The organism is Pseudomonas sp. MH9.2 (genome assembly GCF_034353875.1).
Classification (GTDB): domain Bacteria; phylum Pseudomonadota; class Gammaproteobacteria; order Pseudomonadales; family Pseudomonadaceae; genus Aquipseudomonas.
Map to the genome: position 1 here is coordinate 4,149,581 of NZ_CP133784.1, position 22,487 is coordinate 4,172,067.

Here is a 22,487-nt window from a genome sequence, read left to right on the forward strand (position 1 = left end):
CCTTTTTTTATGAGCGCTTTTAAGCGCTTAGCTTATATAGGTAGCCAATCCTTTCGCCCTGCACTACATGCATCTTGCATGCAGTGCAGGGTGATGAACGTGCAATCTGCACGACAGCCAATTTTCGAGCATAAGATAACCTATTGTTTTATAACGTAATTATATTCAATCAGAGGTTGGCACAGCGCTTGCGATATACCCTGTAACCCTGCCGCCAGTGATGCTGGAGCAGATTTTAGAAAAACAGGAGTGACTCGTATGAATATGAATAAGTTCGCTATTGCCGCTGCTGCTGCCACTGCACTGACCTTTACCATGGTCAACGCGGCATTTGCTCAACAAACCACTCAAGCACCGATGGTTGTTGCTGCTGGCGAAATGACCAAAGCTACAGAGGCAACCTCTGATACCTGGATCACCACCAAAGTTAAGGCCGATCTGGTCACTGAAAAAGGCATTCCTGGTACTGACATCAAGGTAGAGACCAACAAAGGCGTGGTTTCCCTGTCATCGACCGTCACATTGACCTCCGCTCAGAAAAAACTGGCTGTCGACATCGCCAAAAAAATCAAAGGCGTTCAAGCCGTTTCGGCTGATGGCCTGAAATCCGAGTAACGTTTCACTCTCTCGCGATGATCATTGATAAGGAGCGCGCTGATAACGTTGGACGGTATCGGCTGGTTCGTTAAAGGTTCATGCGAAAGACCATAAGGATGTGGTCATTACAGGCCCCTGCGTTCGCGCCGGGGCCTGTTCTATTGTGGGGATGGGGGAATTGAAGGATAAGCCCCGGCGCGGCCGTCAGCTACCGCGCTTACTGTCTATGCGCAGTAGCCGGCCGCCTTCGAAACGCAAGTATTGATACATTCCGCTATTGGGCCCGTAGATCCACTCATCAATCTGGACTTCTTCGCGTCTATTCACGCTGCGCTTATAGCCAATGATATTTCGGGCAATAGGTTCACCGCATTTCTGCAGTACCTCAAACTCCCGATCACCCACGCTGATCAACTGACTGCCGCAACGCAAGGTATCTGCTTGTGCCTGGCCTGCGAGACAAGCGACTACCAAAAGCACTAAACCGGCTGTTCGCATGGATTATTCGCTGTCCAGATGCAGCTGAGTAACGACACGGCCATCGGGTTGAGCCTCTCCGAGGCTGGTGTCGATGAAATAGACCCGATCATCAGCCAGTTTGCCTTTATCGACCAGATAATCCTTGATGCTGCCGGCGCGCGCCTGGCCCAACTGGCGGAGCAATGCAGTGTTGGTGCTCCAGGATTTGATCACGTCCACGCGCATTTTCGCGGCGCGCTCTTCCTTACCCAGACCGGTCCACTCGGCGGGCGGTTGTTGCTTGAGCAGGGTGCGATAAATACCTTCGAGCATGGGTGGTTTTTCGTTTTCGGGCACTTGCAACAGTGAGGCTTGAGCCGGAACTTTGTCACCGCGACGCTGAAGAATCTTGTAGTACGTGCTCTGGTATTCGCGCTCCAGACGTTGAGCAGCGATCAGCGGGCCATCGCTGCTGACCGAGCTGGTGCCTTCGATCTCGAGATGTAACGTCGGGCGCTTCTTGAGTGCGGCGGAGAGCTTGTTCAGGGCGGATTGTGCGTCGCTGGTCAAGTCACTCGATCCGGGGGTGAACGCAATGCTGCCGAGGTCTTGAGACTCGCCGCCACTGATTAAACCCCCGATGAACTTGAAGGGTGCTTCAGCTGCGCGCACTACCAAATTGCGCAACGTCTGCCAAATGATTGGCATTACGCTGAACTGGGGATTGTTCAAGTCGCCGGAAATAGGCAGCTCGATGGAAATCTTGCCATCTGAGTCCTTCAGCAAGGCAATGGCCAGGCGAATCGGCAAATCGACCGCACTGGCGCTCTCGACCTTCTCACCCAGCTGTAGCTGTTCGACCACCATTTTGTTTTCGGCCTTGAGCTGGCCTTTGGTGATCATGTAATGCAGGTCGAGATTCAGGCGACCTTTGCGGATGCGGTAGCCAGCGAATTTACCTGAGTACGGCGTCAGTGTGGTCAGTTCTACGCGCTTGAAACTGGTCGCGATGTCGAGACTGGCCAAGGGGTCGAAGGGGTTGAGGCTGCCTTTGATGGTCACCGGCGCATAGCGATCAACCTTGCCATTGATATTGACCGTCGCAGGCTTCGGCTGACGGTTGTCCAGCGTGCCGATTTTGCCGTTGAGCTGCTGAATGGCGGTGGCAAAGTTGGGTGTGAGACTGAGATCGGCGAAGTTCGCGGAGCCGTCGTTGATATTCACTTCCCCGATGCGAATCCCCATCGGTTTTTCGCCGCTTGCAGAGACCTTGCCTGCGGCTGGTTTAGTCGCGGGTTTGCCGCTGTCGGCTGGCTGTGGGATCAACAGATCATCAATGTTGGTGGTGCGGTCATCGTTGATTATGAAACGCGCATACGGTTGTAGCAGATTGACCTTGGCGATCGTCAGGCTGTCGCCGTGTTGATAATCCAGTCCTTCAAGCACCACCTGCTGCCACTTGAGAAAGTCGCGCTGCTTGAGGGTGTCGAGGGTGTGCAATTGGTCGATTTGGGCCTTGCCGGTGACGCTGAAGATCAGCGGCGCGGTGCTCTTGAGATTGACTGCCAGCTCGCTGCCGAGCATGCCGCTACGCAGTTCAAGGCGGATGAACGGGCTGATATAAGACTGCGCGACACGCAGGTCAATGTCTTTGGTGGTGACCTGCAATTTGGCGCTGACCGGGCTCAGATTGACGTCGCCCATGGCAGTGATATGCCCTTGTTTGCCCAGCCCGGTATCAAGCTTGAGGCTGAAAGGCGATTTGTTGAGGCTGTCGAAATTCTGCACGTCGAGGTTCAGCGGGCCTACTTCAAGCGCAACGGGTTCCTTGGGGACCCGATCAGCCAGGTGAATCTGATAGTTGCGCAGTTGCACATCACGCAGCAGCACCTGCCAGGGTTTGCTGGCAATGGGCTGTTGGGCGACTTCGGGGGCGCTACCGGCTGAGGTCGCCGGCGCCTTGATGGCTGCGGCGGAGGCCGGTTTTTTCGGTTGGCTGGCAAACAGCTTCTGCCAATCGAGTTCGCCATCCGCTTCACGCGCAGCCCAGGTTTCCAGTTTATTACTGCGGATCTTGCCGACGGTCACCTGCTGTTTGGCCAGGTCGATAGAGGTCTCTGTGACGTCCAGTCGTTCCAGGCGCACCAGTGGCCGACCGTCCGGCGCATTGATCGCGAAGGGCGCAACGCTCAAGGCGGTATTGGTCAGTTGCAGTTCGGTTGTGCTGGCCAGGCTGAGTGTGTAGTCGGTGCTGAAGTTCAGAATGCCGTCTTGCAGTACGAACGGCAGCGCATCGCGCACGTAGGGCCACCAGACTTTCATCTTGCCGTCAGTGACTTTTAGCTTACCTTCGGAGGCAATCGGTACCAGGCTGACGCGCCCGACCCAGTCGACTCGACCGCCGCCAGGACCTACTGCAACCAGGGTCATGTCGGCATTGTCTTCGGGCAGGGTGCTGAGATTTTTCAGCTCCAGACTCAGCTTGTCGTAAAGGAATTCAATCGGTTCGCTGGGGCGTAGATCCTGGAAGTGGACATAACCGTCAGCCAATTTGATGTGGTCTACCCGCATCGGGAAAGGCTTGCCGGGTGGCGCGTCCTTGGCCGGCTCGCTGGCCGGTAGCTTGAACAGCTTCGCCAGATTCAGCGTGCCGTCCTTGCTGAAGAGAAGTTCGGACTTGGGTTTGTCCAGCTCGACAGCCGCCAGATGCAGGGCGCCGGTCCACAGGCTGTCAATCTGCAGGTTGGTGTACAACCGCTCGAAACCGACCTGCTCCTGGCCCGGCGTGCCGATGTTCAGGCCCCACAGGGTGACTTCCAGTGTGTAGGGGTTGATTTCCAGACGACCCAGCGTTGCCGGTACCGTGGAATAGGTGGCCAGTTGTTGATTGACTATCCGCAATGCGATGCCGGGCAGAATCAAGAACCCCAGCAAGCTATAAAGCGCGATGACGGTCAGCAAGGCGCAAATAGCGCGTTTCAATCCTTTGGGCATGTGAGGCGTCGTCTGTCTGTCGGAGGTCCTTGGAGTATGGCACGCGAATCTGGTTCCCCAGAAGTACCCTCAAGTGCGTGTCGGAAGTTTCCTTTCTTGCGTCGGGCGTCAGAGTTGCAGTATCAGCGTTTTGAGCGGCGGTTGCTGGTCCTGAGACGGAAAGTCGCTGCCCGGCGTCAGAACCTGCCAGTCGCGTACCGGGCGCCCGGCCTTGCTGGCACAGCGTAGCACCTGTTCGCGCCAGTCCTCCATGCTGACCTTCGCCAGATTATTGCAGCAGATCAACACGCCATCGGTGGCCGTGGTCAATACCGCCGGTTTGAGCAGGCTCTGGTAATCTCGCAATAAATCGACGGTGCCGAATGCACTTTTTGCCCACGCAGGCGGATCAAGGAACACCAGGTCGTATTGCCGTTGCTCGAGGCGCACATATTCGGGCAACTTATTTCCGCGGCGTGGTGCTATGGGCAAGCCTGCCAGTTGGCGGATCGCCGGGAAGTAATCGGATTGCACAAACTTCATGGCTTTCAATTGAGGGTTGAGGACGCCATTTTCGCGACCCACCGCCAGATTACCTTCGGCAAAGTCCAGATTGCATACTTCCCGCGCTCCGCCCGCCGCCGCGCTCAGGCCAACGCCACAGGTATACGCAAACAGGTTCAGCATGGTCTTGCCGGCGCTGTGTTGTTTTATCCAGCCACGCGTATTACGCAAGTCGAGAAACAGCAGCGGGTCCTGCCCGGCATGGCGCCCGCGTACGCGGTAGTTCAGGCCCCACTCGTGGCCGATCATATCCACCAGTGCCGCGTCTTCGGCTTTGTATACGGCGTCGTTACGGTCTATTCGCGAGTTGCCTTGGGAGCGGTCGTTGTAGACCAGCAGGGTATCGAGCCCCAGACGTGTATTGACGGCCGCGTGCAGTTCCAGCAGGACCTCGCGTTCCAGAGAGTGGTGGAAACTCTGCACCAGCAATTGCGGGCCATAGCGGTCGATGGTCAGGCCGCTAGCACCTTCCTGGCTGCCATGGAATAGCCGATAGCAATCCGTGCCTTGTTGATGCAACTCGGCAAGCAGTGGTTCGCGGTTATCGAGGGCGACGCTTAGCGCCTGATTCAAGGAAGACATGCACAGCGCCTTGGGTTGGAAATGGGCGCGGCAGTTTAACAGTTAAGCGCGGGCATTGATCGCGGGCAAGCATGCTTGCCCGCGATGACGTCAGATCAGGCGCAGCAGACTCAGCGGGAAAGCGCCAATGCCACACCCTGACCACCACCGATGCACAAGGTTGCGAGTCCTTTTTTGGCGTCGCGCTTGATCATCTCGTGCAGCAGCGTGACCAGAATGCGGCAGCCTGATGCACCAATCGGGTGGCCAAGGGCTATGGCGCCGCCGTTGACGTTGACCTTGTTCATGTCCCAGCCCAGCTCCTTGCTGACTGACAAAGCTTGCGCGGCAAACGCCTCATTGGCTTCGATCAGGTCAAGTTGCTCCAGCGACCAGCCCGCCTTGGCCAGGCAACGACGAGTGGCGCTGACCGGGCCAATGCCCATGATTGCCGGGTCGACACCTGCGTTGGCGTAAGCCGCGATGCGCGCGAGAACCGGCAGCCCGAGCTTTTCAGCTTTGGCGGCACTCATCAGGATGACGGCAGCGGCGCCGTCATTCAGCGACGAAGCGTTGCCTGCGGTGACGGAGCCATCTTTCTTGAACGCTGGCTTGAGTTTGGCCAACGATTCGGCGGTCGTCCCGGCGCGCGGTTGTTCGTCCGTGGCGAACGAGAGCGGATCGCCTTTGCGCTGCGGGATCAGGATCGGGGTGATTTCGTCGACAAAACGCCCGGCTTCGATGGCGGCCACAGCTTTCTGTTGTGACGCGGCGGCGAAAGCATCTTGTGCTTCGCGGGTGATGCCGTACTTTTCCACCAGATTTTCGGCAGTGATGCCCATGTGATAGTCGTTGAATGCATCCCACAAACCATCGCTGATCATCGTGTCGACCAGGGTGCTGTTGCCCATACGCAGACCGGTACGTGCACCGGGCATGACGTAATTGGACAGGCTCATATTTTCCTGACCGCCCGCGATGACCACTTCCGCGTCGCCGCAACGAATTGCCTGAGCCGCCAGATGCAGGGCCTTCAAGCCTGAGCCACAGACCTTGCTCACGGTCATTGCCGGTACCGCGAAAGGCAGCCCCGCCTTGATCGCGGCTTGACGGGCAGGGTTCTGCCCGGCGCCTGCGGTCAATACATGGCCCATGATCACTTCATCGACTTCAGCAACATCCAGTCCGGTTTGAGACAACAGTTGGCGAATGACAGCAGCGCCAAGATCGACTGCGGAAATATTCGCCAGGGCACCCTGGAACGCACCGACAGCGGTACGGGTGGCGGCAACGATAACGACGTCTTGCATGGCAAAGGTCCTCACTATTATTGAATTTTGCGTCGGGCCTGATTCAGTTGGCCCTATTCGCTGTGGCGGTGGCTATGACAATGGTACGCATGGTGTCACACATGGCCGCTCAGGTTCCAACGAGAAACCGGCGGCCGAGAGTGTGTTTCAGGTCGGTCAGCAGGATAGCCCCATCCGTCGGTGGGCGCGCTGAACTGAGCCATTGCGCACCGCCCAGCGTAACAGGGGCACGCTACGTCTGACGCTGGCGCGGATCAATGCGCGTTGCAGCGGACCCTGATGGATCGCGAACAAATCGCTGGCCCATACCGGTAACAGGTCGATGCCCGCCTGCATCATTAAGGCACCGAATGGCTTGGCCAGCCTGCTCGGAGCAGGCGCATTCAGCAATAATCGCAGCACCTCGCGGCTGCGCTCATCACAGATCAACTGCGGGCGCATCCGTTCGAGATAGTCGGCAATCGCTTGCCTTGAACGTGGCACCTCACGCGCGCCGAGTCGTTCGGCGATGGTGGCAACTTCTGCGTAATACGCATCCTGTGCGTCACCTGACAACTCGGGGTTGCGATAGCGCAAATGGGCGGCTAGAAAACTGCTGACTTCGGCCACATGCACCCACGTCAACAGATCCGGATCACTGGCCGCATAGGGGCGTCCGTCGGGTGCAGTACCCGTCACTTGCAAGTGGATGGTGCGCACCTTTTCTATCAGCCAGTTGGCGTCGCGGGTCGAACCGAAGGTTGTCCCTGAAATAAACTGGCCGGTCCTGCGAAGGCGGCCAAGCATGTCCTGACGAAAGGTCGAGTGATCCCAGACCCCGGCCAGCGCCAATGGATGCAGGGCTTGCAGCATCAATGCGCTGATGCCGCCGATCAGCATGCTGCTGAAGTCGCCATGCACCTGCCAGCAGATGGCCTTGGGGCCGAACAGGCCGGGATCACCTTTAGGGTTTTCCAGGTCCAATTGACCCAGAGACAATCCCGTCAGACTCATGACTTGGGTTTCGATACGGCTACGAATGAATTCCATGGGCTCTCAACATCTGAGTCGGGCGCAGGGAGGGCTGCGCCCGTCACGTTCAACGGTTCAGGCGTTTATCGATCAGGCCTTCGACCACACTCGGGTCAGCCAGGGTCGACGTATCACCCAGGCTGTCCAGTTCATTGCAGGCAATTTTGCGCAAAATCCGGCGCATGATCTTGCCTGAGCGGGTTTTCGGCAGGGCGGGTGCCCACTGAATCAATTCCGGTTTGGCAAAGCTGCCGATTTCCTGGGCGACGTGGGCCAGCAGTTCTTTTTTCAACGCATCATTTGTCTCGACACCTTTCATCGGCGTGACGAATGCGTAAATCCCCATGCCTTTGACGTCATGGGGGTAACCGACCACTGCGGCTTCGGCGATGCTGTCGTGCAGCACCAGTGCGCTTTCAACTTCTGCAGTGCCGATCCGGTGTCCAGACACGTTGAGTACGTCGTCGACGCGGCCAGTGATCCAGTAGTCGCCATCCTCGTCGCGGCGAGCGCCGTCGCCAGTGAAGTAGTAGCCCGGATAGGGTTTGAAATAGGTCTCGACCATGCGCTGTTGGTCGCCGTATATGCTACGAATCTGTCCCGGCCAACTGGCCTTGATCGCCAGAACGCCGCTGCCCGCACCGATGATTTCCTTGCCTTGCTCGTCCAGCAATACCGGCTGAACCCCGAACAACGGACGCGTCGCGCAGCCCGGTTTGAGGTGGCTGGCACTGATCAACGGGGTCAGCATGATGCCGCCGGTTTCGGTCTGCCACCAGGTATCGACAATGGGGCAGCGCTCCTTGCCGACCTGATGGAAATACCACTCCCATGCTTCAGGGTTGATTGGCTCGCCGACGCTGCCGAGCACGCGCAGGCTCTCGCGTGAGGTGCTTTGCAGCGGCCCCGGTCCTTCACGCATCAAGGCGCGCAGGGCTGTGGGTGCGGTATAGAAAATGTTGACTTGGTGCTTGTCGATTACCTGCCAGAAGCGCGAAGCGTCGGGGTAGTTCGGCACGCCTTCAAAAATCAGCGTGGTGGCGCCATTGGCCAGCGGGCCATAGACGATATAGCTGTGACCGGTAACCCAGCCGACATCGGCGGTGCACCAGAAAATTTCTTGGTCTTGGTAGTCGAACACATGCTTGAAGGTCATTGCGGCTTGCAGCAAATAACCGCCGGTGGTGTGTAGCACGCCTTTGGGCTTGCCGGTACTGCCTGAGGTATAGAGGATGAACAGCGGGTCTTCCGCATCCATTGGCTCGGGCGGGCAGTCAGCGCTCATGCCACGCACGGCGTCGTGGTACCAAATGTCGCGACCTTCGACCCATTCCACGTCGCCCTGGGAGCGTTCTACCACCAGTACGGTGCTGACGTTCGGGCAGCTTTGCAGTGCTTTGTCGACATTCTTCTTGAGCGCGACATATTTACCCCCGCGCACCCCTTCATCGGCAGTGATCACGGTGCGGCAATCGGCATCGAGAATCCGGTCACGCAACGCGTCTGGCGAGAACCCGCCGAACACCACCGAATGCACGGCGCCGATTCGGGTGCAGGCGAGCATCGCGTAGGCGGCCTCGGGGATCATCGGCATATAGATGCAGACCCGGTCACCTTTTTTCACTCCGCGACTTTTGAGTACGTTCGCCAGACGGGCAACGTTGTGATGCAGCTTTTTATAGGTGATTTCGGCGGACTCGCCCGGATTGTCGCCTTCCCAGATGATCGCGATCTGATCGCCACGCTCTTTCAGATGACGATCGATGCAGTTGTAGCTGACATTCAATTCGCCGCCCTTGAACCAGCTGGCCTCGCCAGTGTTCAGGTCCGCGTGCTGCACTTGCTGCCAAGGTCTGGACCAGTCGAGAAACGTCTTGGCTTGTTCGGCCCAGAAGATGTCGGGGTGTTCCACTGACTGTTGATACATCCGCTGATAGTCAGCGGGGCTCAGCTGCGCAGCTTTACGCACGGCGTCGGCTTTCGGGAAAACGCTGATATCGAACATGGGTTGATCCTTATTCTTGTTGATGCAACAAGTCATCAGGGTGCGCTTTGGTGGGGATTGGTTCAAGGGGACGGGACCCGCATCCATGTTTGGCGGAGTACGTCAGTACGACCCTGCGCGGTTACCGGAACAGTCCTACATGATCCAACGGCGCTGGCTGGCTGTGTAGACATACATCGTCAATGACACTGCGTGCCCCTTCCAACACGAAGATGCGCGCATGTCTCATCCCGGCCTTACCCCGAAGTTCTGTCTGGACATCAACGGGCAGCAGCAAACTGACTTGCAGGTGTTGAGTTTTCACGGGACCGAGGCGCTGAGCCGACCCTATGAAATCAACATCGAACTGGTGAGCAGGCGCTCATCCCACGCGTTGGACGGCTTGCTGCATAAAGCGGCCTACCTGAGATTCGGGGCGCAAGGGCAGGGGCTGCACGGTCATGTTTATGCGATTCGCAAAGGCAAAACAGGCGGGGCGTTCACCCATTACCATCTGGTGCTGGCGCCTTATCTGGCTTTTCTGGAACATTCGAGCCATCGCCGTTCGTTCCAGAAAATGACCGTGCCGGAGATCATTCTTGAGGTGCTGAAAGGGCATCGCATGCTGAAGGGCACCGATGCATCGTTCGACCGCATCACGGGGAGCGTGGCGCCGCGCGACTACTGCGTGCAGTACGACGAGTCGGACCTGCACTTTCTCAGCCGGTTATGCGAAGAAGAGGGGATTTTCTATCGGTTTGAGCACACGCCAGACAGTCATTGCCTGATCTTTGCCGACGATGAAACCCGATTCCCGCAGCAATCTCCGCAGGTGTTGCCGTTCAAACCGGCCAGCGGCCTGGTGGCAGAAGGTCCGGTGGTCAAGGCCTTTGGCGTACGTCTTACCGCCCAAACCAATCATGTCGCCCTGCGCGACCATGACTTCAAACAGACCCATATCCCGCTGCAGAGCCTGCAAAATCCCCTGCGAACCCAGGCGCAATGGGAGAGCGGCGAAGTCCCCAAATACGGTCCCTACCTGGAGGATTACGTCTACCCCGGGAATTTCGAAGAGCGGCGGCGCGGTGACGTTTTATCCAAGCGTGCGCTTGAGCGCCATCAAACCGGGTTTCGCCTGGCGGATGGTGAGAGTGATGCGCCGCTTTTACGCAGTGGATCGCGCGTGCACCTGGTGCCGGATTACGACCCCGAAACCCACTGGGTGCTGGTTTTTGTACAGCATGAAGCAAGACAGCCGCAGGTCCTCGAAGAACTGGCCGACAGCAGCCCGGTTGAAGACGGGCGCATCGTTCAGGGGTACCGCAACACCTTCACCGCCATTGCGGAAGCGGTCCAGTTCCGTCCGGCGCTGGAGCACCCGAAACCGCGAATCCACAGCACCCAGACCGCCAGGGTCACCGGTCCTGTGAATGAAGAAATCTACTGCGACACATTCGGTCGGGTCAAAGTCAAATTCCACTGGGACCGCAGCGAACAGGACGATGAAACAACCAGTTGCTGGGTGCGGGTTGCATCCAGTTGGGCAGGCGATGGGTATGGCGCCGTCACCGTTCCCCGGGTGGGCATGGAGGTACTGGTTTCATACCTTGAAGGGGATGCCGACAAGCCGGTTATCGTCGGCTGCCTGCCCAATAACCTGAATCCCGTTGCGCATGGACTGCCTGAAAACAAGACCAAAAGCGTCTTTCGCAGCCGGAGTTCCAGTGCAAGTACCGGTTTCAACGAAGTTCATTTTGACGACAAGAGCGGGGCGGAACGGGTCTACCTGCGTGCCCAGCGCGACATGGAACAGCTGATCCAGAACGACAGCCGGACTGAAATTGGCGGTCAGCGCCTGGAAACCATCAAGGGCAACAGCACCTCGGTACTCAAAAGTGAGGAACACCGGACCCTCACCGGCGAGCGCAAGGTTCAGTTGCTGGCGGGCGATCACCTGCAGGTGGCAGGCAGCAGCCACACCCGCGTGGGTCAGGTGTTGGCGATGGAGGCCGGGCAAGAAGTGCACGTCACCGGTAACGACATCGTCATAAACGCCGGCCTGGGTCTGACGCTGAGCGCCGGAGGTCAACATATCGTCCTTAATCCGGCCGGCATTTTCAGCAGTACACCCATTCTGTTAGGCGGCGTGCCGATGCTGGGCACGCCAGCGATGCCGTTGGCGCCGGGCGACACTCAAGCACTCGAGGCTGACGTTTTGCCACCAAGCTCAACGTTCCTACAGCAGTTCCTTGGCGGTGAGGCCATTGTCGAGATGTGCCAAATGCCAGAAGGCGGTACACCCATGGACTGCCCACGTGAGGACTGCGGTTGCCGCGAAGCTATGAATCCGGGAGCACACTCATGACGACTTGGATGCTCTTGGTACACACCGACCATTTGCTGCCTTCTCTTTTCCGGCAGATGGGTCGTCCGGATTTTGTGCGCCTGTTTGATTCAACTGAATTGATGATCTATTCGCAGTTCAGCCCGTTGTTGGTGAAAGACGGCGACGACGGGACACTGCTACAGGCGATCAAGGAAGCACCCACCCACTGGCCGGGATTGGTGATAGAGAGTGAACACAGCGCCGAAGCGGTACGTGAACACCTGCGGCATCTGCTGATCATTCGCTTCAAACAGACCCGCAAAGGCATGCTGCATTATTGGAACCCGGCCGTTGCCGAGTGCTTTTTCCCCGCCTGCACCGATGAGAACCTCAACCTCTGGCTCGGCCCGATCAGCCGTTTGAACTGGCATGCGTCGCGTGAAACCGGATGGCAAAGCCTGGACAGCCCTCACGCCGACACCTGGCTTCCCAGCACCTCCAACCACCTCTTGGTGCTTAGCGCGGAACAAAGCCTGGCCCTTGATCAGTACATTGCGAACGGACAGGAGTCCTGACATGGCCCAGAGCAAGCTCGGCCGTGGCCCATGCTGCGAAATCAATAAATTGATCGTACAGGTCACCGGCAACCAACATCCGGCCAGTCAGCGCCTGGCGTTTTATGACCACGCCGGAAAACGCCTGGACACCCTGACTGCCGAAGACAAGCCTGAAACGCTGAAAAAGCCCTACTTTGTGGACAGCGCCCTGCACGTCTGGAACTGGAAAAATCACTACACCCACCGTCTGTGGCTGGAGATCGACTCGGTCGAAGGCAGTCCCATTCGCCTGCTCTTGCCCGAGGTCGCGATCACCCTGCGCCAGTTCGACGCGCAGTGGAATCAGATCATGCCGGTGGTGCCCTTCGTTGCGCTGCCCGGCGCCAACAGCGCCCACGATCACGGCACGCCGGTGTTGTGCCGCGCAGGGTTCATTTATGTCTTTTTGGGCGATCGGCTGTGGCGCGAGCTGGAGGTGCGGGTCGCAGACGAGCAGACCACGTATCACGACATCGACCTCAACCGTTATCGCATGGGCGACGAGATCGAGGAGGGCCCTCGACTGGCCACCGGGCAGGCGCTGGAGGACATCTGGTTGCCGTCCAGCTGGAACGATCAGCAGGTGTCGCCGCAGCTCTGTTTCAGCGAGGTGCAGCTCAGCGGGCCGCGCTTGCGACGTCTTGAGCAAGACCCGGCGTTGCGCGCACAACGCTGCCAAAGCCCGGACTTGCGCAGTTCGCGAGACAAATTCAAGCGTGTGTTCCTCGATAAACCGGACGGCGTGGCAATGCTCGAAGCGTTCAGCGCATTCGACGCCTATGACGCGGCCAACCAGTCTGCGGCGGGCGCGGCGCATGTCGCCAGGCTCAACCTCAGCTCGCACGCCTTCCCGGTTAGCCTGGTCGCCCCGCAACGCGCCCGCCAACCCGGTTACGAATGGCTGCTCGACCAACCGGGCCGCTACCTGTGCGACCTGAGCGGGCAGTTCCCGGCCATTGCCTTGAGCGCAGCGCGCCAGCATGTGGTTCGCTGTGAGAAGGGTGAAGTGGCCTATCAGCCAACCTCCGTGGAAACCGGCGCCTGGGCCCATTGGCTGGAACAGGTGTGCGATCCCGAAACCCAGATCGCCGATGAGTTCTGGCAAGCGCAGCCAGCGGTGGCTGATGTGCTGTTAAGTGCACGAAAACGCGAACTGTACGGCGTGCTGCTGCACGACCCGCACTATCGCCTGCGCCACGTGCAGACGCGGATTCACGACCAGCAACATCTGTTGAACCTGTGCGCCCAGCGCGCCAGCCATTACACCCATCACGCCAGCGCGCTTCTGGTGCAACAATTGATCGTGCCGCAGACCGTGGGTGGGCAGAAAAATCCGCTGCATCAGGGTATGGAGAAGCTCAAGGATCAGGGTCGGATCGACATCAACCGCTTCACCGCCACCGGCGAACGAGTGCAACTCTGGCGCCAGCTCGACATGAGTCAGGCGCTGTTGAGCGACACCCTGCAACAAGCAGAAACCGAACAAACCCTGGCCGATCACCTGAGCCTCGACGGCTTCGACTACGTCGCCGCCATGCACTTCGTCAGTCGGCTGTTCGCCAGCCTCGCCATGACGCCCGCGCAAATGGACCCCTTTGCGGTCAACGGCGATGTCACTGACGCGGTGACCGGCATCAGCCTCTACAAAGCCAAGGCCAGTGTCGGGCAACAACTGATCAGCCGAATGGCCAATGAAGAAGGGCATGCGTTGCATCGGATGCTGTGGCCCGACCTCGCACAGCAAGATATGGAGGCGCCCTATGTTCAGCCCGCGGTCGCCGACATCAATGACGGCAATGGCCTGTTTCGGCCGAACGCGCTGCTTGGGGCCGTCAGCAGCGACGCCGTCGATGCCAAGCAACTCAATACGCTCGACGCCCATTTACTGGCAGGTTTGCTGGAAAGTGGCAGCCTCAACAACACCCTGACCGGCACCCTGAAAGTCGTCGCGGCGACCTTGATCAGCTTCCACGAAAACCTGCAAGGCTCGGTGGATGTGGCGGAACAGGCGCTAAACGCAACCCAACACATTCCGGTCCCTGGCGCCGAACGCCCAGCCCCGGCGCTGAACATGCGCCAACGTCAGCGGGCCTTGGCGCAACTGCGCAGCATGCTGCCGGGGGCCTTTGGCGATGCACACTTCATGCGCCACCAAGAGGCGAGAAACAAGAACTACTACGTATTCGGCCTGACCGACTTGCCGGAGATGTCAGAACGCCTGCGACGGCCTCACCTCGACTATCGAGGCCCCTCCGGGTCGTCGAAGGTTGGCCAGGACCATTACCGCACCGGAGGCGATCTACGAGCCAATACCGTCGTCATCGCCATGCCCCGCGATCATCGGATGTCGCGACTGATCAGCGGCGTGAACCAACGGGTCAATGCGGCGTGGCAACTGAATATGACCGAGCAGGTCACCACCAAGGGAACGGCCATACAGGATGCGGTGAAGAGCCGGAACGCATTGCAGAGCGAGTGGATGTATCGGGCGCTGAACTCGACGCCGTTTGCGGCGGCGGTGGGGATGTTGGAGTTGTGGAATTTGAGGAATGAGTCGGTAGCGTGGGAAGCTTCCGAGCGAGAAAAAGGACAATTGAGGGCTATAGGGGGGGCAGTCGGAGCTGGATTAGATTTATTGATCGCCATGGAGGCACTGACCGTCAAATTGGCCAGCAGCCAATCCGTTCTAGCCGCAGCTCGCACGACGCTATTCACTATTTCCGAAACCTCAGCAGAGCGAGTTCTTGGCCCATTGAGTAAGCACTTCTTGAAGGAGTTTACGGGGCGCTTGCTCGCTCAGATCGGCGCAGGATCGATTTTTGTCGGCCTCAACCTCTACGACGCCTGGCATGCCTATCAATGGGGCGACGATGCCATGTGGGGCCATCTGCTGATGGCTGCGGGTGGTTTGACCGGCATCGCCAGCACCTTGATGGTCGGCGGCGCCACGTTCCTCGGCCTGGGTCCAATGGGCTGGATCACGTTGATAGCGATCAGCGTCGGCGCGGGCATCGCCTACTGGCTCAGCAGCAACGCGGTCGAAGACTGGCTCCGTGCTGGCCCCTTCGGTCCCGCCAGTGGCCGAATTCCCCACCTGCAAGATCCGCAACAGGCCTTCTACTATCTGGTCAGCTTGTTTGCCGATATCCGCATCAGCTCGCGCCCTAATCCGGACCACGAATTCGCCCCCAAAATCAATGACGGAAGTCCAGTGCCCTTCAGCGTGCGGGAGGCCAACACCTGCATCCTGATCGAGAGCAATCTGCCGGGGCTGCTGAGTCAGGAACTCAATACCCTGGTTGAATGCAGGCAGCAGCTAACGGAAGCGCATTACACGTTGCGCCATGAATGGAGTCACGAGCGCAATTCGCTCACCCGTGAGAAGCCTGTCGCCTATCGCTCAAGGCCCAATGGGATTGAGTTATATGTCACGTTGCCACGTAACCAGCCCGCGGAACCCTCAAAAAGCCGCCCCGCCGAGATCTATCGCTGGCTGGTCCGTGTTCAATTGTCATTTAACGATGGCAGCCGCACTTGGGTGTTCCCCGCACCACCGCCCAAGGACCCGACCCCGTTCGGTCCAGCCCACGTCAAACCAATTTTTGAAAAAGGCGAACAACTGTTCTGGGCTGATGAAATCACCCATAAAGCGGTGAGCGACGAATGACTACCATGAGCTCGTCTTACTACGCGGCCACCGCCTACCGCTCCGACCATATTCCCAAACAACCGCTTTCGGCAGAGCGCTCGTGGATCCGACGCTTTGCCAAGATGCGGTTACCGTGGGGCATGACGCAGGAGGTTGCCCCTGACAATTTTATGACCGGAAGAAAACCAGCCACCCTTCGTCGTCAAGAGTTTTTGTTAAAAGATAGGGAAGAACAACTCGCGCTAGGTACTTACGTTCCAGCTCCCTATGAGCACGTGGACTTTCATGATCGCGAAGATCATGAACGGTTCAGATTTTCCTTGTGGTCAAAGCGTTCTCAATTTTGGATTTATTTACACCTCTTCGGGAAATGGGGATTTATTATCATATCTCCCGTATATCTAATCACCGTACTAGCTGGTGCCACAAAATCAAGGCTGCCTTATTTAGAAGCTCTACTTTCGTTAATCGAAGCATCAGCCCATGTATTTCTACTGCCTCAACTTGTTGGCTGGGCTCTTGCCTCGTTAGTCATCCGCTACTTCCCCCACCTCTGGGTCAAACCCTCTCGAGGTCCGATCTGGGAGATCAACCGTCGCACCGGCCTTGTCACGCTGTTTGATTACGATAATAACGGTGAATACAAAAAGAACGGCACCATCGGTGAACTGACCGCGCCGTTTTACGAGTTCGACGCCTATATCGCCACGACCCCGGACCGTCAGGGCTTGCCGATGAATGTGCTGTACATCGCCCACCGCTATCGTGACATCGTCATCAACTTCGGCGCGCTGGTTCCGCCGGGCGCTGGCGAGTTGTGCTGTGCCCTGTGGGATTTCCTGCAGAACTACATGGACACCAGCCGCCCGCTGCCCGATTTGCCGCGCTACGAAGAATTCCGCCACCTCGACCCCGTCACCGCGCAATACGACCGCGAAGTCGGTCGCAATCCACGGTTGTGGATCGATATGGATGACGAAACGTTTGACGGGGCTCTCTACCACATGCGTGGCCAGATCGATCAGATCGACACCTTCCGCCGTCCTAATCTGATGGCGCGGTATGCGGAGTATGTCGATTGAGCTCCAGTGAGGTGACCTACGCCAAGCCGAACTTCGAGAAAGTCGAACAGCTGTTCTGGGCCGATGAAACCGCCCATAAAGCGCAGAGCGGCGAATGACGGCCATGAACTCATCTTATTACGCGCCTACAGCCTACCGCTCTGATCAGATTCCCAGCCAACCGCCTTCGGCAGAGCGTTCGTGGATCCGACGTTTTGCCAAGGTGCGTCTGCCGTGGGGGATGACGCAGGAGGTTGCACCGGATGATTTTTTGAGAGAAGCGGCACCAAAAAATCTGCGTCGTGTAGAGAAAGGTCAACAGGAAAAGAAAGAGCAGTTGGCCTTAGGTACTTATGTGCCAGCACCCTATGAACATGTGGATTTTCATGATAGGGAGGATCAAGAGCGCTTTAGATTTTCGTTGTGGTCGAAACGATCAAGGTTTTGGATTTATTTACATTTGTTTGGGAAGTGGTTCTTCCTGATTGGTCTGATTCCAAGTGTTTTTACGCTTTTCGTAGCTATAGCTAAGCTTGATGGAACATGGATCGAAATAACAGTAGACAGCTTTAACAGTTTCTTTATTTGGTTTTCAGGCATTCCAATAGCGTGCTGGGCACTCGCCTCATTAGTCATCCGCTACTTCCCCCACCTCTGGGTCAAACCCTCCCGAGGCCCCATCTGGGAGATCAACCGTCGCACCGGCCTTGTCACCCTGTTCGATTACGACAACAAAGGCGAATACAAAAAGAACGGCACCATCGGTGAGCTGACCGCGCCGTTTTACGAGTTCGACGCCTATATCGCCACGACCCCGGACCGTCAGGGCTTGCCGATGAATGTGCTGTACATCGCCCATCGCTATCGGGACATCGTCATCAACTTCGGCGCGCTGGTTCCACCGGGTGCTGGCGAGTTGTGCTGTGCCATGTGGGACTTCCTGCAGAACTACATGGACACCAGCCGCCCGTTGCCCGACTTGCCACGCTACGAAGAATTCCGCCACCTCGACCCCGTCACCGCGCAATACGACCGCGAAGTCGGCCGTAATCCACGGTTGTGGATCGACATGGACGACGAAACGTTTGAAGGGGCGCTCTACCACATACGTGGCCAGATCGATCAGATCGACACCTTCCGCCGCCCGAACTTGATGGCGCGTTATGTGGAGTATGGGCAGGGGCATTAAAAAACCCGCCGCCTCTTGCGAGGGGGCGGGTTTTGAGGTGTTGCGAAGGGTGGATCAGCCGCGGTGACGACCACGGAAGTAATTGATCAAGCCTTGGGTCGACGCGTCGTCTGCCGGCTCTTCAATGCTACCGGTCAGGCGGTTGTAGACGCCTTTGCCCAGTTCCTTACCCAGTTCCACGCCCCATTGGTCGAAGGCGTTGACGCCCCAGATGACGCTCTGGACGAAGACCTTGTGCTCGTACATTGCCACCAGCGCGCCAAGACGGCGTGGGCTGATACGCTCTACGACCAGGGTGTTGCTCGGGCGGTTGCCCGGAATCACTTTGTGCGGTGCGAGTTTCTGGATTTCTTCTTCGGCCATGCCTTTGTCACGCAGTTCGGCTTCGGCTTCGGCGCGGGTCTTGCCGAGCATCAGCGCCTGGCTTTGCGACAGGCAGTTGGCGTATAGCCATTGGTGGTGGTCGGCCACCGGGTTGAAGCTGACGATCGGCACGATGAAGTCAGCTGGAATCAGCTGTGTGCCTTGGTGCAGCAACTGGTGATAGGCGTGCTGGCCGTTGCAACCGACGCCGCCCCAGATGACCGGGCCGGTGTCGGTGGACACCGGTGAGCCGTCCTGGCGTACGCTCTTGCCGTTGGACTCCATGTCCAGTTGCTGCAAGTGCTTGGTGATGTTGCGCAGGTAGTGGTCGTACGGCAGGATCGCGTGGCTTTGCGCACCCCAGAAGTTGCCATACCAGACCCCGAGCAGGGCCAGCAGCACGGGCATGTTCTGTTCGAACGGTGCGCTCTGGAAGTGCTGATCCATGGTGTAGGCGCCGGACAGCAGCTCTTTGAAGTTGGACATGCCGATGGCCAGCGCAATCGGCAGGCCGATAGCCGACCATAGCGAATAACGACCGCCAACCCAATCCCACATCGGGAAGATGTTTTCTTCGCGGATCCCGAAGGCCACCGCCGCAGCGTTGTTGCTGGAAACGGCGATGAAGTGACGGTACAGCTCCGCTTCGGAACCGCCTTGCGCCAAGTACCAGGCACGTGCGGCCTGGGCGTTCTTCAGGGTTTCCAGGGTGTTGAATGACTTCGACGAGACGATGAACAGGGTGGTCTCTGCGCGAATCTTGAGCGACAGTTCATGGAACTCACTGCCGTCGATATTTGCCAGATAGTGGCAACGCACACCTTTCTGTGCGTAAGACAGCAGTGCTTCGGACACCAGTTCCGGGCCGAGGAAGGAGCCGCCGATGCCGATGTTGACTACGTCGGTGATGGGCTTTTCGGTGTAACCGCGCCATAAACCGTCATGAATGCGTCCGACCAGCTCGGTGATCTGGTTGAGCACTTTATGCACTTCAGGCATCACGTTGACGCCGTTTACCGACAGCTTGTCGCCTACCGGGCGGCGTAGCGCAGTGTGCAGGGCCGGGCGGCCTTCGGATGCGTTGACCAGTTCGCCGGAGAATAACGCCTTGATCGCGTCCTGCAAGCCTGCTTCGTTAGCAAGGCCCACCAACAGGTCGCGGGTTTCGTGGGTGATCAGGTTTTTTGAATAGTCGAGAAACAGCCCGCAACTGCTGAGGGTGAATTGAGTAAAACGTTGCGGGTCGGCATTGAACGCCTCGCGCATGCTGAAATCCTGCATGGCTTCGCGGTGTTGATTCAGCGCCTGCCAGGCGGGCAGGGTAGTCGCGTCAATAGGAGTGCGGTAGTACGCCATCGCTGAGGGTTTCCTTGTACTTGAACTGCCTTTTCGGGCGCTAAAAAAGCCCGGACGGTGGATGTGAAGACGTCGATGCTCCGTCAGTGAGCGTAGACGGGTCACTGAACTCTAACGCGAGTTGCCTGGCCTGTCTGCGCGCTGCGTTGCCTTCGCTCGGTACTATTTCACACGTCAACGGCCGGGCTTTCCAGTGGATCGTCATTTTTACGTGTTCAGGGATAACTCAGGCAACCTGCACGGGTATGGCATTGCTGGTGTGGCTAAGTTCATTACCTGCGGCCATGTACAGCATGCGCGGTTTGAAATTGAGCAGTTCTGCTTCGCTGTAATGAGCATAGGCGCAGATGATCACACGGTCACCGACCTTCGCCTTATGGGCTGCGGCACCGTTCACGGAAATCATCCGTGACCCTTCTTCGCCACGAATGGCGTAGGTGGTGAAGCGCTCGCCATTGTCGACGTTGTAAATCTGGATTTGCTCGTATTCGCGAATCCCTGACAGGTCCAGCCATTCGCCGTCGATGGCGCAAGAGCCTTCGTAGTCGAGTACGGCGTGAGTGACCTCGGCACGGTGTAGCTTGGCCTTGAGCATGATTGCGTGCATTTTTATTCCTTGGTCAGGTGCAGATTGTCGATCAAGCGTGTTGGACCCATATATGCAGCTGCCAGAATCACCAGGTCGTGATCTTCCGCTGTGGTAGGGCGCAGGGTGGTTGCGTTGCGGATTTCCAGATAATCGAGGCGAAACCCGGCGGCCTTGAGTTGATCCACGCCGTTGGCGAGCAGGAAGTTCAAATCGCGCTCGCCGATGTGGATAGCCTCGGCGATATGTTTTATCACGCGATACAGCGCTGGCGCTGCAGCACGCTGCTCTTCGCTGAGATAGCCATTGCGCGACGACAGCGCCAGGCCATCGGCCGCACGTACGGTCGGTTCGCCGATGATCTGGATCGGCATGTTCAGGTCACGAACCAGCGCGCGAATCACTGCCAGTTGCTGGAAGTCCTTCTGGCCGAAGACCGCCAGATCGGGCTGAACCATGTTGAACAGCTTGCTGACCACCGTGGCCACGCCGTCGAAATGGCCAGGACGACTGGCGCCGCACAGCCCTTCAGACAAGTGCGGAACACTGACCAGGGTTTGGTCTTCCATGCCATGCGGGTACATTTCTTCGACCGACGGTGCGAACAGCAGATGGCAGCCGGCCTGCAGCAGCGTCTCCTGATCGGCGGGCAGTGTTCTCGGATAGGTCGCAAGGTCTTCGGTCGGGCCGAACTGCAGCGGGTTGACGAAGATGCTCGCCACCACGAAATCGGCACGTTGGGCCGCCTTGACGATTAATGCAGCGTGACCGCTGTGCAGGTTACCCATGGTTGGGACCAAGCCGATCCGCTTGCCTTCGCTACGTGCTCGAGCGATGGCGGCACGCAATTCACGTACGGTTTTTACTGTGTTCATGCTGAGAATCCGTGTTCAGTTGCCGGGAAGCTCACATCTTTGACTGCTGCGACATACGCCTGTAACGCCGACTGGATATCGGGCTGGCCGGTCATGAAGTTTCTCACGAACTTGGGCACACGGCCGGTGATGGACAGGCCAAGCATGTCATGCAATACCAGTACCTGGCCGTCAGTCCCGCTGCCTGCGCCGATCCCGATCACCGGGACTTTTACGGCGTGGGTGATTTCCTGGGCCAGTTCGCTGGGTACGCATTCGAGCAGGATCATGGAGACCCCTGCTTGCTCCAGTGCGATGGCGTCAGCGCGCATCTGGCGAGCTTGAGCCTCCAGGCGACCTTGCACCTTATAGCCCCCAAGGATGTTCACCGATTGCGGGGTCAGGCCCATGTGCGCGCAGACCGGGATACCGCGTTCGGCCAGCAACCGAATCGATTCGGCCAGCCACGCGGCGCCTTCGACCTTGATCATGTGCGCACCGGCTTGCATCAACTGCGCGCTGTTGGCGAATGTCTGCTCAAGGGTGGCATAGGCCATGAAAGGAAGGTCGGCGAGAATCAGTGCCCCCTGATTGCCGCGTTTGACGCTGGCAACGTGGTAGGCCATCTCTGCGTTGGTGACGGGCAGGGTGCTGTCATGGCCCTGCAACACCATGCCCAGAGAGTCGCCGACCAGGAGAACTTCGACGCCTGCCTGGCTGGCTGCGTGAGCAAAGGTCGCGTCATAGCAGGTCAGCATGGTGATTTTTTCACCTTTCTGCTTGAGGCCTTGCAGGGTCGTCAGGGATATTTCTGGCATGAAAAAGTCCTCGTTCAGGCGCTGTGAAAACTACTGCGAGCAACGCGTGAGATCATCTGAAAAAACAGGCGCACCGTCTTTGGCGGTGTTTATCCATGGCCTGATTTGCGCCCTTGTGCCCGGTAGGGGACAGCGGGACGCCTATCTTCGTGAGGAGGGGGCGTGAAGTCAATTACGGGTGTTACCGTTTTGTGTGCCTGTTACCGCTCACTGGGCGTTAGGTGTTACGG

Annotated in this window: 16 protein-coding genes; 6 read left to right on the plus strand and 10 right to left on the minus strand. The window is 58.1% G+C overall.

Going from position 1 to position 22,487, the window contains the following annotated elements:
• Positions 1 to 264 precede the first annotated feature (264 nt).
• Positions 265 to 615, plus strand: coding sequence for a BON domain-containing protein (locus RHM55_RS19090; RefSeq protein ID WP_322183022.1), 351 nt, complete (start codon positions 265 to 267; stop codon positions 613 to 615).
• A gap of 186 nt (positions 616 to 801) precedes the next feature.
• On the opposite strand, the gene RHM55_RS19095 is transcribed toward RHM55_RS19090, so the two are convergent.
• The 6 genes from RHM55_RS19095 to acs form a co-directional block, all read right to left on the minus strand.
• Positions 802 to 1,095, minus strand: coding sequence for a DUF2845 domain-containing protein (locus tag RHM55_RS19095; RefSeq protein ID WP_322177824.1), 294 nt, complete (start codon positions 1,093 to 1,095; stop codon positions 802 to 804).
• A gap of 3 nt (positions 1,096 to 1,098) precedes the next feature.
• Positions 1,099 to 4,050: a DUF748 domain-containing protein gene (locus tag RHM55_RS19100; protein WP_322177825.1), complete on the minus strand. Its 2,952-nt coding sequence runs from the start codon at positions 4,048 to 4,050 to the stop codon at positions 1,099 to 1,101.
• 108 nt (positions 4,051 to 4,158) lie between these two features.
• Positions 4,159 to 5,175 carry a class I SAM-dependent rRNA methyltransferase gene (locus RHM55_RS19105; protein ID WP_322177826.1) on the minus strand — a complete coding sequence of 339 codons (1,017 nt, stop codon included), beginning with the start codon at positions 5,173 to 5,175 and terminating at the stop codon, positions 4,159 to 4,161.
• A 110-nt stretch (positions 5,176 to 5,285) separates the two neighbouring features.
• Positions 5,286 to 6,464 carry an acetyl-CoA C-acetyltransferase gene (locus tag RHM55_RS19110; RefSeq protein WP_322177827.1) on the minus strand — a complete coding sequence of 393 codons (1,179 nt, stop codon included), beginning with the start codon at positions 6,462 to 6,464 and terminating at the stop codon, positions 5,286 to 5,288.
• A 156-nt stretch (positions 6,465 to 6,620) separates the two neighbouring features.
• Complete coding sequence (locus tag RHM55_RS19115) at positions 6,621 to 7,493, minus strand: oxygenase MpaB family protein (RefSeq protein WP_322177828.1); 873 nt, start codon at positions 7,491 to 7,493, stop codon at positions 6,621 to 6,623.
• Between the two features lie 49 nt (positions 7,494 to 7,542).
• Positions 7,543 to 9,480, minus strand: a complete 1,938-nt coding sequence (acs, locus tag RHM55_RS19120; RefSeq protein ID WP_322177829.1) for an acetate--CoA ligase — start codon at positions 9,478 to 9,480, stop codon at positions 7,543 to 7,545.
• Positions 9,481 to 9,700: 220 nt separating this feature from the next.
• Here acs and RHM55_RS19125 point away from each other — a divergent pair, with 220 nt between their 5' ends.
• The 5 genes from RHM55_RS19125 to RHM55_RS19145 all read left to right on the plus strand — a co-directional run bounded on the left by RHM55_RS19125 (position 9,701) and on the right by RHM55_RS19145 (position 18,280).
• Entirely contained in the window at positions 9,701 to 11,824 is a 2,124-nt protein-coding gene (locus RHM55_RS19125; protein WP_322177830.1) for a type VI secretion system Vgr family protein, read from the plus strand.
• Positions 11,821 to 12,360 carry a DUF4123 domain-containing protein gene (locus RHM55_RS19130; RefSeq protein WP_322177831.1) on the plus strand — a complete coding sequence of 180 codons (540 nt, stop codon included), beginning with the start codon at positions 11,821 to 11,823 and terminating at the stop codon, positions 12,358 to 12,360. Before RHM55_RS19125 ends, RHM55_RS19130 begins: the two co-directional genes overlap by 4 nt.
• Before the next feature lies 1 nt (position 12,361).
• Positions 12,362 to 16,048 carry a hypothetical protein gene (locus RHM55_RS19135; RefSeq protein ID WP_322177832.1) on the plus strand — a complete coding sequence of 1,229 codons (3,687 nt, stop codon included), beginning with the start codon at positions 12,362 to 12,364 and terminating at the stop codon, positions 16,046 to 16,048.
• Between the two features lie 5 nt (positions 16,049 to 16,053).
• On the plus strand, positions 16,054 to 17,112 hold the full coding sequence (locus tag RHM55_RS19140) for a hypothetical protein (protein ID WP_322177833.1): 1,059 nt from the start codon (positions 16,054 to 16,056) through the stop codon (positions 17,110 to 17,112).
• Positions 17,113 to 17,206: 94 nt separating this feature from the next.
• A complete protein-coding gene (locus RHM55_RS19145) occupies positions 17,207 to 18,280 on the plus strand; it encodes a hypothetical protein (RefSeq protein ID WP_322177834.1) in 1,074 nt (357 codons plus the stop codon).
• A 54-nt stretch (positions 18,281 to 18,334) separates the two neighbouring features.
• On the opposite strand, the gene pgi is transcribed toward RHM55_RS19145, so the two are convergent.
• The 4 genes from pgi to panB form a co-directional block, all read right to left on the minus strand.
• Positions 18,335 to 19,999: a glucose-6-phosphate isomerase gene (gene pgi, locus RHM55_RS19150; protein ID WP_219063813.1), complete on the minus strand. Its 1,665-nt coding sequence runs from the start codon at positions 19,997 to 19,999 to the stop codon at positions 18,335 to 18,337.
• A 226-nt stretch (positions 20,000 to 20,225) separates the two neighbouring features.
• On the minus strand, positions 20,226 to 20,606 hold the full coding sequence (gene panD / locus RHM55_RS19155; protein WP_064118696.1) for an aspartate 1-decarboxylase: 381 nt from the start codon (positions 20,604 to 20,606) through the stop codon (positions 20,226 to 20,228).
• Positions 20,607 to 20,608: 2 nt separating this feature from the next.
• Positions 20,609 to 21,460, minus strand: coding sequence for a pantoate--beta-alanine ligase (gene panC / locus RHM55_RS19160; protein ID WP_322177835.1), 852 nt, complete (start codon positions 21,458 to 21,460; stop codon positions 20,609 to 20,611).
• Positions 21,457 to 22,257 carry a 3-methyl-2-oxobutanoate hydroxymethyltransferase gene (panB, locus tag RHM55_RS19165; RefSeq protein ID WP_322177836.1) on the minus strand — a complete coding sequence of 267 codons (801 nt, stop codon included), beginning with the start codon at positions 22,255 to 22,257 and terminating at the stop codon, positions 21,457 to 21,459. The genes panC and panB overlap by 4 nt, the downstream gene beginning before the upstream one ends.
• Between the last annotated feature and the right edge of the window lie 230 nt (positions 22,258 to 22,487).

Bases quoted from the DNA above. Each gene is read 5' to 3' on its own strand.
- RHM55_RS19090 (WP_322183022.1), top strand. From the start codon at position 265: ATGAATAAGTTCGCTATTGCCGCTGCTGCTGCCACTGCACTGACCTTT.
- RHM55_RS19095 (WP_322177824.1), bottom strand. From the start codon at position 1,095: ATGCGAACAGCCGGTTTAGTGCTTTTGGTAGTCGCTTGTCTCGCAGGC.
- RHM55_RS19100 (WP_322177825.1), bottom strand. From the start codon at position 4,050: ATGCCCAAAGGATTGAAACGCGCTATTTGCGCCTTGCTGACCGTCATC.
- RHM55_RS19105 (WP_322177826.1), bottom strand. From the start codon at position 5,175: ATGTCTTCCTTGAATCAGGCGCTAAGCGTCGCCCTCGATAACCGCGAA.
- RHM55_RS19110 (WP_322177827.1), bottom strand. From the start codon at position 6,464: ATGCAAGACGTCGTTATCGTTGCCGCCACCCGTACCGCTGTCGGTGCG.
- RHM55_RS19115 (WP_322177828.1), bottom strand. From the start codon at position 7,493: ATGGAATTCATTCGTAGCCGTATCGAAACCCAAGTCATGAGTCTGACG.
- acs (WP_322177829.1), bottom strand. From the start codon at position 9,480: ATGTTCGATATCAGCGTTTTCCCGAAAGCCGACGCCGTGCGTAAAGCT.
- RHM55_RS19125 (WP_322177830.1), top strand. From the start codon at position 9,701: ATGTCTCATCCCGGCCTTACCCCGAAGTTCTGTCTGGACATCAACGGG.
- RHM55_RS19130 (WP_322177831.1), top strand. From the start codon at position 11,821: ATGACGACTTGGATGCTCTTGGTACACACCGACCATTTGCTGCCTTCT.
- RHM55_RS19135 (WP_322177832.1), top strand. From the start codon at position 12,362: ATGGCCCAGAGCAAGCTCGGCCGTGGCCCATGCTGCGAAATCAATAAA.
- RHM55_RS19140 (WP_322177833.1), top strand. From the start codon at position 16,054: ATGAGCTCGTCTTACTACGCGGCCACCGCCTACCGCTCCGACCATATT.
- RHM55_RS19145 (WP_322177834.1), top strand. From the start codon at position 17,207: ATGACGGCCATGAACTCATCTTATTACGCGCCTACAGCCTACCGCTCT.
- pgi (WP_219063813.1), bottom strand. From the start codon at position 19,999: ATGGCGTACTACCGCACTCCTATTGACGCGACTACCCTGCCCGCCTGG.
- panD (WP_064118696.1), bottom strand. From the start codon at position 20,606: ATGCACGCAATCATGCTCAAGGCCAAGCTACACCGTGCCGAGGTCACT.
- panC (WP_322177835.1), bottom strand. From the start codon at position 21,460: ATGAACACAGTAAAAACCGTACGTGAATTGCGTGCCGCCATCGCTCGA.
- panB (WP_322177836.1), bottom strand. From the start codon at position 22,257: ATGCCAGAAATATCCCTGACGACCCTGCAAGGCCTCAAGCAGAAAGGT.